Consider the following 12,848-nt stretch of genomic DNA (forward strand, 5'->3'; position numbering starts at 1 on the left):
GCCCAGCTCCTCATGTCAGTGATCTCTCCGGTCAACGGTAGGTCGCCGTCGACGCGAGAACGAGGATGCCCGCGGACAGAAAATTGACATTTCAGGCCATAATGGAGGGCATGCGCGCGCGACAGGAGCCAGCAGTGGACACGTGGGACTTCCCCCGGGGTGTCGCCAGCGTCGCCGTGATGCACCGGTTCGCCGTCGAACACGGTGCCGATGCCACGTCGATCCTCGCCGGCACGGGCCTGACCGTCGCCGACCTCGACTCCGCCGACCGCCAGATCGATGCCCGCACGGAACTGCTGGTGGTGCGTAATCTGCTGCGCGAACTCGGACCCCGACCCGCGCTCGGCATCGAGGTGGGACGCAGTTACCGCATCAGCGCCTTCGGTATCTACGGCTACGCCTGGATCACCAGTCCCACTCTCGGCGAGGCGATCTCCTTGGCGCTGAGCTACTTCCAGTTGAGCTTCGCGTTCTGCACACCGGTCGTGGAGTTCCACGACCAGCAGATGGTTGCCCGGATCCGACACGATCAGATCCCTGATGACGTCCAGCAGTTCCTCGTCGAACGCGACACCTTCGCGATGCATCGGGTGCTCGAAGACCTGCTCGGCCGACCGGTGGATATCCACCATGCGCGGTTCGCGTTCCCGGAACCCGGTTATGGCGACGACATCGCCGCGATCCTGGGCGTGAACCCCCGATACGGGCAGACCGAAACCAGCATCACGATCACCGCCGACACCCTGAATCAGCCACTGCCGCAGGCGAATCAGGCCACGCTGGCCCTGTGCCTGGCGCAATGCCGTGAACTGATCGACCGCCGGACCACCCGCACCGGGATAGCGGCCGAGGTTCGCGACCACCTGCTGGCAGGCACCGGTATCGCGGGGATCGCGATACCGCCGTCCCTGGACGCGGTCGCCCACGACCTCGGCACCACCGGCCGCACGCTACGGCGGCATCTCGCCACCGACGGCACCAGCTACCGCGTCCTGCTCGACGAGGCGCGGCGCGGTCTGGCCGAGGACATGCTGACCGCCACCGCGCTCTCGGTCGAGGAGATCGCCGTGCGGCTCGGCTACACCGAGGCGGGCCCCTTCATCCGTGCCTTCAAGCGCTGGACGGCCACCACCCCGGCCGCCTACCGGCGCACCCGGGGTCGCCGCTGATCACAGCCACCCCGACCGCCGAGGATTCCCTATTGACGTCGTGCCAATATATCTGACAAGCTGTTTCCGCAGATTGAGGCAGATTGCGTCCTGGGAGGCACTGATGACCGCACACGCGGGCTGGGTAGACGATGAGATCGAGGCCGTTCGCGAACTCGCGACGAAGTTCTTCGAGAAAGAGGTGCTTCCTGGCGCCGAGCGGTACAAACAGCAGGGGCACCCCGACCGTGACCTCTACCTCAAAGCAGGCAAGCTCGGGTTGCTGGCCCCGTCTGTTCCGGAAGAGTACGGCGGCGGAGGCGGCACCTTCGCCCATGAGGCGGCGATCATCGAGGCCCAATCGAAGGCAGGCGACACCTCCATGGGCCTCGCGATCCACTCCGGGATCATCGCGCCCTATCTCGTCGAGTTCGCCTCCGAACAGCTCAAGGCACGCCTGCTGCCCAAGGTGGTCAGCGGCGAGTGCCTGCTCTCGATCGCGATGACCGAACCGGGAACGGGATCGGACCTGCAGAACATTCAGACCAGGGCAGTGCGCGACGGCGACGAGTACGTCATCACCGGTTCGAAGATGTTCATCAGCAACGGCGCGCTCTGTGACGCGGTCATCATCGCCGCCAAGACCGACCCCGACAAGGGCGCCGCCGGGGTGTCGCTCATCGTCGCGGAGGTCGGTGACGACACCCCCGGCTTCACCCGAGGGCGGACCCTGTCCAAGATCGGCGGCACCGGCCAGGACACCGCCGAGCTGTTCTTCGACGGCCTGCGGGTGCCGGTCGGCAACCTGCTCGGCGAGGCCGAGGGCCAGGGCTTCTATCAGATGATGAAACTGCTCCAGCAGGAGCGACTCGTCTGTGCGGTGATGGCCGTGGCGTCGATGGAGGCCGCGGTCGCGATGACCATCGCCTACACCAAGGATCGGCAAGCGTTCGGAAAATCGCTGCTCGGCTTCCAGAACACCAAGTTCGAGCTCGCCGAGTGCGCCACGATCGCCAGAATCGGTCGCGTCTTCCTCGATGACTGCCTCACCGACCACCTCGCGGGCGAGCTCGACGTGGCAACGGCGTCGATGGCCAAATACTGGCTCACCGATCAGTTGAGCGTGGTCGCCGACCGATGCTTGCAGCTGTTCGGCGGATACGGGTTCATGACCGAGTACCCGATCTCGGAGATCTTCACCAGTGCGCGGGTGCTTCGTATTCTCGCGGGCACGAACGAGATCATGAAGGAACTGATCGCCCGTTCGCTGTAGCCCGTTCCAGCACAGAACCCCCCGCCGCCTGGTATCCCGGGCGGCGGGGGGTTCTGTTCGTCGCGGTGACCGTCAGCCGAGAGTTTCCCCGGCGGCGGCCTTGACTCGCAACGACTCCGGGACCTCGAACCGGTCGCCGTAGGCGGCCCGCAGCTCATCGGCGCGCGCGACGAAGCCGGCCAGACCACCCGCGTACTGGTTGATGTACTGGATGACGCCACCGGTCCAGGCGGGGAACCCGATGCCGAAGATGGAACCGATGTTCGCGTCGGGCACGGTGCGCAGCACGCCCTCGTCGAAACACCGCACGGTATCGAGGGATTCGGCGAACAGCATCCGTTCCTGCATGTCGATGAACGCGATGCCGTGATCGTCGCGGGTGTACTTCTCGACCAGTCCCGGCCACAGGCCCAGCTTCTTGCCGTCGGCATCGTATTCGTAGAAGCCGCGGCCCTCGAGCCGGCCCGGGCGCTCGAAGTCGTCGACCATCGCGTCGACGAGCGGGTAGGCCTTCGAGTCGACCCAGTTCTTGCCCTCGGCGAGCAGGTTCTCCTTCAGGCTGCGCCGAATCTTCTGCGCCAGCTTCATATTGATCTCGTCGGCCAGCGCCAGCGCTCCGACCGGGTACCCGGCCTGGGTGGCGGCCTGTTCGACCGAGGCCGGATGCACGCCCTCGGCGACCAGCGAGATCGCCTCGTCCATGAACTGGCCAATCACCCGGCTGGTGAAGAAACCGCGGCTGTCGTTGACCACGATCGGGGTCTTCTTGATGGCGAGGGTGTAATCGACGGCACGGGCGATCGCCTCGTCGCTGGTCTGCTCGCCGACGACGATCTCGACCAGCGGCATCTTGTCCACCGGGGAGAAGAAGTGCAGTCCGATGAAGTCCTTCGGCCGCTGCACGCCCGTGGACAGGTCGGTGATGGGCAGGGTCGAGGTGTTGGAACCGAGCAACGCGTCCGCGTTCACCAGGTGTTCGATCTCGCCGAACACCTTCTTCTTCAGGCCCGGATCCTCGAACACCGCCTCCACGACGAAGTCGCAACCGGCAGCATCGGCGGGGTCCGCGGACGGGTGGATGCGACCGAGGATCTCGTCGTACTTGTCCTGGGTGATCGCGCCCTTGCGCAGGGCCTTGTCGAGCAGCTTGGCCGAGTAGGCCTTGCCGCGCTCGGCCGCCTCGATCGTGACGTCCTTGAGCACGACCTGCATGCCGGCGCGGGCCTGCACATAGGCGATGCCCGCGCCCATCATGCCCGCGCCGAGCACGAGGACCTTCTCCGGCGTGCGCACGGGGAAGCCTTCGGGGCGGCTGCCGCCCTTGTTGATCGTGCCCAGATCGAAGAACAGTGACTTGATCATGTTCGTCGAGACCTGGCCACAGATCAGGTTGGTGCAGTAGCGGGTCTCGATCGCGAACGCGGTGTCGATATCGACTTGCGCGCCCTCCACCGCGGTCGCGAGCACCGCGATCGGCGCGGGCATCGGCGAACCCTTGAGCTGCTTGCGCACATTCGCCGGGAACGCGGGCAGATTGGCCGCCACCGCCGGGCTCGACGGGGTGCCGCCGGGGACTTTGTAGCCCTTCACATCCCACGGCTGCGCGGCCTCGGGGTTGGCCGCGATCCAGGCGCGAGCCTTGTCGAACATCTCCTCGCGGGTGGCGGCGACTTCGTGAACGATGCCGACCTGCAACGCCTTCGCGGGCTTCATCCGCTGGCCCTGGCCGACGACGTTGAGCACCGCGCTGGTGATACCGAGCAGCCGAACTGTCCGGGTGACACCACCGGCACCGGGCAGCAGACCGAAGGTGACCTCGGGCAGGCCGAGCAGGCTGCCCTTGGCGTCGAGTGCGATCCGGTGATGGGTGGCCAGCGCGACCTCGAAACCGCCGCCGAGCGCGGTGCCGTTGATCGCGGCGACCACCGGCTTGCCCAGCGTCTCGAGCCGACGGAACGCCGCCTTGTAGGTGTCGAGGCCGAGTGCGATCTGCGGGGCGGTCTCCGGTGTCGCGTTCATCAGCAGGTTCAGGTCACCCCCGGCGAAGAACGTGTCCTTGCCAGAAGTGAGGATGACCCCGTCGAAGCTGTCGCGCTCGGCCTCGAGCCGGTCGACGGTCGCGGTGAGGTCACGCGCGAACGCCTCGGTCATCGTATTGGTCGACTGGTTCGGGTCGTCCATCGTGAGCACGAGCACCCGATCGGCGCCGAGTTCCCAGGCAATCATGTTGTCAGTCATTGCTTTTCGTTTTTCCTTCGGTATCGGAGTCCGACGCTCAGACGCGCTCGATGATGGTGGCGATGCCCATGCCACCGCCGATGCACAGCGTGATCAGCGCGCGCCGCGCTCCCCGGCGCTCGAGCTCGTCGACCATGGTTCCGGTGATCATGGCCCCGGTCGCGCCGAGCGGGTGGCCCATGGCGATGGCGCCGCCGTTGACGTTGAGCTTCTCGTCGGGGATGTTCAGCTTCTTCTGGAAGTTGAGCACCACCGAGGCGAAGGCCTCGTTGAGTTCGAACAGGTCGATGTCGTCGACCGTGAGCCCGGCCAGCGCCAGCACCTTCTCGGTCGCCGGGACCGGGCCGGTCAGCATGATCGTGGAATCGGCGCCGCTCACCGCGGAGGCGACCACGCGGGCGCGCGGCGTGAGACCCGCGGCGACACCGGCGGATTCACTGCCGATGAGCACCAGCGCCGAACCGTCGACGATGCCGGAGGAGTTGCCGGCGTGGTGGACGTGGGTGATCTTCTCGACGTGGTGGTAGCGCTGCATCGCGACGGCATCGAAGCCGCCCATCTCCCCCATCGCCGCGAACGACGGGGTCAGCCCGGCCAGGCTTTCCACCGTGGTGTCGGGGCGCATGAACTCGTCGTGGTCGAGCAGCACCGCGCCGTTGATATCACGCACCGGGACAATGGATTTGGCGAAGTAGCCACCCGACCAGGCGGCGGCGGCCTTACGCTGCGAGCGCACCGCGAAGGCGTCGACGTCCTCGCGGGTGAAACCCTCGATCGTGGCGATCAGGTCCGCGCCGACACCCTGCGGCACGAAGTAGGTGTCGTAGTTGGTGACCGGATCCATCGCCCACGCGCCGCCGTCGGAGCCCAGCGGAACCCGCGACATCGACTCCACGCCGCCGGCGATGACGAGCTGCTCCCAGCCCGACCGCACCTTCTGGGCGGCGGTGTTGACGGCTTCGAGGCCCGAGCCGCAGAACCGGTTGAGCTGCACACCGGCGACGGTGTCGGGCAGCCCGGCCGCCAAGGCGGCGGTCTTGGCGATATCGGCGCCCTGATCGCCGACCGGCGACACCACGCCGAGCACGATGTCATCGATCGCCGCCGGATCGAGTCCGGGATGGCGGGTCTTCAGTTCGCCGATGAGCCCGACCACCAGGTCGAGCGGCTTGACGCCGTGCAGGGCGCCGGTCTTCTTGCCACGCCCACGCGGCGTGCGGATCGCCTCGTAGATGAATGCCTCGGTCATGATTCTCTCTCCTCGCTCGAATCTGACAACAGGATGCAGCAGATTTGGAAATCTGACAAGGCTTTGTGGCAGACTCGGCGCATGGTCAAGGATCGTGCGTACGCGGGTGTGCCTGCCGAACAGCGGCGCGCGCAGCGCCGGATCACGTTCCTGGAGGCCGCCAGGGAGATCGTCGGCACCCAGGGCTCGGCCCGGCTCACCGTCGGCGGCCTCTGCCGCCAAGCCGGACTGACCGAGCGATACTTCTACGAGAGCTTCACCAACCTCGACGCCGTCGTCACCGAGGTCTACGACCAGGTCATCGGTGAGCTGACCGAGCTGATCGCCGTCCGTGTGCGCGCCGCCCCCGATCCCCTGCGCGACAAGGTGCACGCGGCCATCGCCGCGGGCCTGCAAGCGGTCGCCGACGATCCACGGCTGATCCGCATCGCCTTCACCGAAGCCCAGCTCAATCCCGCCCTCAACGCACGCCGCACGGCAACGATCCGCGGCTTCGCCGCGCTGGTGCTGGCGACGGTGAACAAACAACTCAGCCCCGAAAGCACCGGTGCCGCGGGCGCATACGGCGAGCTCGCCGCCATGCACCTCGTCGGTGGGCTGTACGAGACCGTGTACGGCTGGCTCAACGGAGCACTCGACCTGACCAGAGACGAGCTCGTCGACGAATCGACCGAGATCTTCCTCGCCGTCGTCGAGCAGATCCTGGGACCCGAAAGCCTCCTGAGGCGCCGGAGTTAGCCCGACGCCCCGATCAACCGCGCGGCACACTCCTACCGCCGCGCACGCGCTGACCCCGTTCGAACGAGAGCGCTTTACGCCTCAGCCGCGATCGGCCGGGCAGCGAGTTCCGTTCCGCACGAGCGGTTTCCACCCTGTACGAACACATCGACGTTGTGCGAGTATGACTGAAAAATTCTCTCATTCATTCTCACATTCATCGATTGCCCGGAGGTACCGATGGGGCAGCAAGAATCCCCACACATCCTGGTCGCGGGGGCGGGCCTGGCCGGATTGGCCACGGCGGTCTGGCTCGCGGAAGCAGGCCACCGCGTCACCCTCGTCGAGAAGCGAGGACGCCTCGGCGGTCGCACGATCTCGTTCGAGGTGCCCGGCATCGAAGGCAGGGTCGACAACGGTCAGCACCTGTTCGCCGGCTGCTACGACGCGCTGCTGCGCTACGTCGACACCATCGGCACGCGCGAGCAACTCTTCTGGGACGCACCGCCTTTCGCGATCAGGACCGGGCCCGACCGGCTGCTGACCCTGCGCGCGCCCGCCTGGCTGCCGGGCACGCTGCGCCGCGCCGTCGGGCTGTCCTGGATGGTGTGGCCACCGATCCCGCTGCGCGAACGGCCCGCCGCCCTGCGCACCTGGGCGCGGATCGCCCGCGCCGCGCTGCGCCCGGCACCGGAACTCGACGACCTGACCGTCGATCGCTGGTTCCGGCAGATCGGCGCGCCGCAATCGTTGCGCGCGTTGGTGCTCGATCAGTTCGTCATCGGCCTGCTCAACGAGAAGACCGAGCGAGTGTCGGCCTCCATGTTCGTCCAGACCCTGCACTGGATCGGCAAGCGCGCGCTGTCGGGGAACACCAGGGCCGGTGACGCGGTGTGGCCGAGGGTGAGCCTGCACGAGTTGTTCGTCGCACCCGCCGAGCGCTATCTGAAGGCACACGGCGCAGAGATCGTCATCGGTGCCGGAGTCGCCGATATCGAGATCGTCGACGACGGGCTCACCGCGGTGCAGCTCTCCGACGGGCGGGTCATCGAGGTCGACGCGGCGGTTCTCACCTTGCCGCCGTGGTCGCTGACAACACTGCTCGATCGCGGCCGGCTCGGGCAGTACGACCATTTCACTCCTGTGCGCAAGATCGAGCCCGCCCCGATCTCGAGCGTGTACGTGTGGCTGGATCGTCCACTCAGGATGCGCAGGCTCGCGGAGAATCTGCGCGACACCACCATCGAGTGGGTTTTCGACACCACGGGCATGCACGGCGTCGAGACCGAGGCAGGGCACTGTTATTCACTGGCGGTCAGCGCCTCGTGGGATGTCGTCCATCTGCCCAACGCCGAATTCACCACGGCGGCACTACGATCGCTGGCCGAGCACTACCCCGAGTTCGCCGAGGCGCAGGTGCTGCGCACCCACGTCATCCATCAGCCGCAGGCGACCTTCTCGGCGCAGCCCGGTTTCGACGAGCTGCGCCTGCCGCAGCGCACGCCGATCGAGGGCCTGTTCCTCGCGGGCGACTGGACCGAGACCGGCATGCCTTCGACGATGGAGGCCGCTGTCGAGAGCGCGGTCCGCGCCGTCGGCGCAGTCCACGAATATCTCGGCCCCCACACCGGCGACAGCGGGATTAAGTGACTCGTCATTCTCGGTTCTGACGCCTCAACATCCCTTGATTGCGGACTGAGACAGAAGTACATTGTGTCTCACGCGACCGCAGGTCTGCATGGGCGCAATGGAGCACATCCCTCCGGGAGGGTTGATGGATTACGACTGGTCAGAGGCGGATCTCTCCTTTCGAGACGAGGTTCGCACCTTTCTCGACGAGAAGCTGACACCCGATCTACGCCGCGCCGGACGCTTGGCGACCAGCGTCTATCCGGATCACGAAGCCAGCATGAAGTGGCAGCACATTCTTCACGCTCGCGGCTGGGCGGCACCGGCATGGCCGGTCGAATACGGCGGCTGCGACTGGAGCCTCACCCAGCACTACATCTTCGGCCGGGAACTGATGCAGGCCGGGGCGCCCGCGCTGTCGCCGATGGGCATCAGAATGGTCGCGCCCGCGATCGTCGCCTTCGGCACGACCGAGCAGAAGGCGTACTACCTGCCGCGGATTCTCACCGGTGAGGTGTTCTTCTGCCAGGGGTATTCGGAGCCGGAATCCGGGTCCGATCTGGCATCGCTGACGATGGCCGCCGTCGACGACGGCGAGGACTTCGTGTGCACCGGAAGCAAGATCTGGACCACCCACGCGACCGAGGCGAATTGGATCTTCTGCCTCGTGCGCACGTCGCGCGAGGGGAAGAAGCAGCAGGGCATCACCTTCCTGCTCATCGATATGACCTCGCCGGGCATCGAGATCCGCCCGCTGGTGATGACCTCCGGCGAGCAGGTACAGAACCAGGTCTTCTTCGACGGCGTCCGAGTGCCGAAAAGCAACGTGCTCGGCCAGATCGACGACGGCTGGACCGTGGCGAAGTATCTGCTCGTTCACGAACGTGGTGGGGCACTGTCGCCGATGTTGCAGGTCATGGTTCAGGAAGTCGCGACCGCGGCAGCCGGGCAGACCGGCCCGGACGGCAATCCGCTGATAGATGACGCCACCTTCGCCGCGAAGCTGGCCGAGGCACGGATTCGCACCGAAGTACTCGAGATCCTCGAGTACCGAACGCTGTCGGTGCTGGCGCAGGGCAAGAACCCCGGCCCCGCCTCGTCGATGCTCAAGATCCTGGCCACCGAACTGAGCCAGAAGATCACCGAATTGGCACTCGAGGCAGCAGGACCGCGCGGGCGGGTGTACCAACCGCACGCGACGAAACCCGGCGGCCCGATCGCCGGATTCCAGCCACCGGCCGACGGCTACCGCAGCGGCGAAGAGTGGCAGGCCGTCGCACCGCTGCGCTACTTCAACGACCGGGCAGGCTCGATCTACGCGGGCAGCAACGAAATTCAGCGAAATATTCTCGCCAAGGCAGCATTGGGGCTCTGATGGACTTCACCTTCACCAAAGAGCAAGAACTCCTGCGTGATTCGGTGGCCGGATTCCTCGGTGCCCGGTACGACCTGGAGCAGAGTCGGAGCGCGGTCAAGTCCGGCGCGGAGTGGCAGCCCGCTGTGTGGCGCGGTTTCGCCGAGGAGTTGGGCATCCTCGGTGCGACCCTGCCCGAAGATGTCGACGGTATGGGCGGCGGGCCGGTCGAAATGATGATCATCGCCGAGGAACTCGGGCGCGCGCTTGTCGTCGAACCGTATGTCGACACGGTCGTCATCGGGGCGGGTCTGCTGCAGCGCTGCGGTGGTGCGGCTGCCGACGCACTGGTGCGGCAGATCGTGGCCGGTACGGCGCGCACCGCGTTCGCCGCACTCGAGCCGACGTCGGGTCATGCGCTGCACGATCTTTCGACGACCGCGCGCCGCGACGGCGATTCGTGGGTGATCGACGGCAGCAAGACCGTCGTGACCAGCGCGCCGGTAGCGACCCATCTGATCATCAGCGCGCGCACCTCGGGTGCCCGGCGCGACCGATCCGGTATCTCGTTGTTCCTCAGCGAGTTCGATGCGGCGAATCCGCCGGCCGGGGTCGAGATCCACTCCTACCGGACGATCGACGACCGGGTCGGCTCCGATATCACCTTCACCGATTTCCGATTGCCCGCGGCCGCGCTGCTCGGCGCGGAGGGCGAGGCATGGTCGTCGATCGAGGCCACAGCCGACGAGGCGATCGCGGCGATCGCCTCGGAAGCGGTCGGATGCATGCGCAAGGTGGTGGCGGATACCGTCGAATACGCCAAGCAACGCCGGCAATTCGGTCAGCCGATCGGCAGCTTCCAGGTTCTGCAGCACCGCATGGTCGATATGTACATGGAGCTGGAGCAGGCGATCGCCGCAGCGTATCTGGCGATCCACGCACTGAACGCGGCACCGGCGGTTCGAGCGCGGGCGGCATCCGCGGCCAAGGTCACCGTCAGCCGTGCGGCGCGATTCATCGGCCAGAACTCCGTCCAGCTCCACGGTGCGATGGGCATGACCGAGGAACTCGCTGTCGGCCACTACTTCAAACGGCTGACCGCGATCGAGCACGAGTTCGGATCCACCGACCACCACCTCGCCCGCTACGCCGAGCTGACGAGGCCGTAACGGTGACCAGTGGCGAAAGGTCGTCGCCGGATCCGGACGACCCAGCATCGAGCACGCCTGCGAAACCGGTGCGTGAGAGCGTGATCGACCTCGCGCACCGGTGGTTTCTCAAGGGCCGCCGGATCGATATGCAGCAGCTGGCCCGTGCATCGGGGATCGGCCGCGCCACGCTGTATCGCTGGTGGGGAAGTCGGGAAGTCGTCATCGGTGAAGTGGTGTGGCGGATCATCGCGGAGGCGATCGGTCGCGTCGAGACACGTGACGCGAGCGTGTCCGAGGATCCCGCCGAGCGCTTCGTCCGCCACTTCGGCACCCTCGCCGATACGGTCCGCACCTTCGAACCGCTGACCCGATTCGTCGCCGACGACCCGGAATACGGCTTGCGCGTACTGACTTCCGGATACTCCGTCGTCCAGGGCCGCATGATCGACTGGGTCGCGTCACGACTGACCGACCTGCCCGATCTCGATCCGCGTATCGAAGTCCGCGATCTCGCCTACGCGATCGTGCGCGTCGGCGAAGCTTTCGTCTGGAGCGACATCATCACCGGCGACCCGCCACAGTCCGGCAAGGCCACCGCCATGGTCGAGCTGCTCGTGTCCGCCGCATCCGGCAAACGCTGAACCGAGGAGTCGAATTGTCCTACAAAACCATCGTTTACAGCGTTGATGCGGCTGTCGCCACCATCACGCTGAACCGTCCCGAGGCGCGCAACGGCTTCACCACTGCGATGGCCGACGAACTCGGCGCTGCCTTCACCGAAGCCGACCGCGACGACGCCGTTCGCGCGGTGATCTTCGTCGGCGAGGGGCGTGACTTCTGCGTCGGCATGGATCTCACAGCGGACGGGTCCGACGAGGATGTCACCGATCCCGACTGGGTCGAATGGTCCACCCGGGTCGTGCGCCCGATGACCGACCTCAACAAACCCGTCATCGTCGCCATGCAGGGCGCTGCCATCGGCGTCGGCCTCTCCATGACCCTCGCCGCCGACTTCCGCCTTGCCGCAACCGATTCCCGCTTCGGTTTCGTCTTCGCCCGCCGGGGCCTGTTCCCCGAGGGTGGTTCGCTCTGGTTCCTGCCGCGCATCGTCAGCCTGGCCAAAGCCAAGGAGTGGATGATCACCGGTCGCGTTTTCGGCGCCGACGAGGCCCTCGCCGCAGGCCTGGTCACCAGCCTGCACGCCCCCGAAGACCTCCGGCCCGCCGCTCGGGCCCTTGCCGCGGAACTGACAACCCAGGTCGCCCCTGTCTCCGTAGCCGCCATCCGTCGCGGGCTGGTCGCCATGTCCGGCGACAAGACCCCCGACGACGTCTTCACCCTCGACGCCCGCCTCATCTCCTGTGCCTTCTCCAGTGCCGACCTCCGCGAAGGCATCATGTCCTTCCTCCAGAAGCGCCCACCTCACTTCACCGGCACAGTGGCCACCGAGCTCCCCCACCTCGACGATTGGCTGTCCTGAACTGGCACAGCTGCTTCGGGAAGCTGTCCCTCCCGGTTGAGGACCGCCGCAGGCCGGGACAGCGGGCAATTTTGTTCGTAAAGTTCATGATTGTGTCACCGAACTCGAATACCGCGGCTGTGGCCGGGGCGCTGTCCTTGCTGACTGTGAGACTCGATCGCCTACTGCGCCTGCATCACACCGACCAGCCGATCTCGTTGGTCCAACGCTCAGCGCTCACCACGCTCGTCCGCGACGGCGCGATGTCGTCGGGCGCGCTCGCCATCAGAGAAGGGGTGCGGCCACCATCGATGACGCGGACGATCAACGCGTTGGCGGCGCTGGGACTGATCGAGCGTAAACCCCACCCGTCCGACGGCAGACAGGTCGTCGTCTCGGTCTCGCGATCTGGTCGGTCACTGCTGACCGACAAGGTCTCGGCCCGTGATGCCTGGCTCGCCGGGCAGTTGAGCAAGCTCTCCGACGAGCAGACCACCCTGCTGAGGCAGGCCCTGGTGATCATGGGCCACATCGGCGAGGCGGAACCTCTCCCCGAATGACCGTATCGCCACGACGTCGGCCGGAGTGCTCGCCACAAGCTCACCGGCCACGGCGACATCGCGCGAGCGT

The 12,848-nt window shown here is 66.5% G+C and carries 11 protein-coding genes; 9 read left to right on the forward strand and 2 right to left on the reverse strand.

The window, feature by feature from the left end:
- Positions 1-134 precede the first annotated feature (134 nt).
- On the forward strand, positions 135-1,169 hold the full coding sequence (locus tag ACFULV_RS04460; RefSeq protein ID WP_378653061.1) for an AraC family transcriptional regulator: 1,035 nt from the start codon (positions 135-137) through the stop codon (positions 1,167-1,169).
- A gap of 103 nt (positions 1,170-1,272) precedes the next feature.
- Positions 1,273-2,421, forward strand: a complete 1,149-nt coding sequence (locus ACFULV_RS04465) for an acyl-CoA dehydrogenase family protein (protein ID WP_378628737.1) — start codon at positions 1,273-1,275, stop codon at positions 2,419-2,421.
- Positions 2,422-2,493: 72 nt separating this feature from the next.
- Here ACFULV_RS04465 and ACFULV_RS04470 read toward each other — a convergent pair whose 3' ends face one another.
- Positions 2,494-4,659, reverse strand: coding sequence for a 3-hydroxyacyl-CoA dehydrogenase NAD-binding domain-containing protein (locus tag ACFULV_RS04470; RefSeq protein WP_378653063.1), 2,166 nt, complete (start codon positions 4,657-4,659; stop codon positions 2,494-2,496).
- Positions 4,660-4,696: 37 nt separating this feature from the next.
- On the reverse strand, positions 4,697-5,911 hold the full coding sequence (locus tag ACFULV_RS04475) for an acetyl-CoA C-acetyltransferase (protein WP_378653407.1): 1,215 nt from the start codon (positions 5,909-5,911) through the stop codon (positions 4,697-4,699).
- 78 nt (positions 5,912-5,989) lie between these two features.
- Here ACFULV_RS04475 and ACFULV_RS04480 point away from each other — a divergent pair, with 78 nt between their 5' ends.
- From ACFULV_RS04480 to ACFULV_RS04510, 7 genes are all read left to right on the forward strand, one after another.
- Complete coding sequence (locus ACFULV_RS04480; protein ID WP_378630038.1) at positions 5,990-6,646, forward strand: TetR/AcrR family transcriptional regulator; 657 nt, start codon at positions 5,990-5,992, stop codon at positions 6,644-6,646.
- 219 nt (positions 6,647-6,865) lie between these two features.
- Positions 6,866-8,275, forward strand: a complete 1,410-nt coding sequence (gene hpnE, locus ACFULV_RS04485; protein WP_378653066.1) for a hydroxysqualene dehydroxylase HpnE — start codon at positions 6,866-6,868, stop codon at positions 8,273-8,275.
- Positions 8,276-8,399: 124 nt separating this feature from the next.
- Positions 8,400-9,629: an acyl-CoA dehydrogenase family protein gene (locus ACFULV_RS04490; protein ID WP_378653068.1), complete on the forward strand. Its 1,230-nt coding sequence runs from the start codon at positions 8,400-8,402 to the stop codon at positions 9,627-9,629.
- Positions 9,629-10,777 (forward strand): acyl-CoA dehydrogenase family protein, encoded by a 1,149-nt coding sequence (locus ACFULV_RS04495; RefSeq protein ID WP_378653071.1) that lies wholly within the window; start codon positions 9,629-9,631, stop codon positions 10,775-10,777. Before ACFULV_RS04490 ends, ACFULV_RS04495 begins: the two co-directional genes overlap by 1 nt.
- Before the next feature lie 2 nt (positions 10,778-10,779).
- Positions 10,780-11,400, forward strand: a complete 621-nt coding sequence (locus ACFULV_RS04500; RefSeq protein ID WP_378653073.1) for a QsdR family transcriptional regulator — start codon at positions 10,780-10,782, stop codon at positions 11,398-11,400.
- Positions 11,401-11,414: 14 nt separating this feature from the next.
- On the forward strand, positions 11,415-12,239 hold the full coding sequence (locus tag ACFULV_RS04505; protein ID WP_378653076.1) for an enoyl-CoA hydratase-related protein: 825 nt from the start codon (positions 11,415-11,417) through the stop codon (positions 12,237-12,239).
- 86 nt (positions 12,240-12,325) lie between these two features.
- Positions 12,326-12,778 (forward strand): MarR family winged helix-turn-helix transcriptional regulator, encoded by a 453-nt coding sequence (locus ACFULV_RS04510; RefSeq protein ID WP_378653078.1) that lies wholly within the window; start codon positions 12,326-12,328, stop codon positions 12,776-12,778.
- Positions 12,779-12,848 lie beyond the last annotated feature (70 nt).

Source organism: Nocardia sp. NPDC057272 (assembly GCF_042668615.1).
Lineage (GTDB): Bacteria > Actinomycetota > Actinomycetes > Mycobacteriales > Mycobacteriaceae > Nocardia.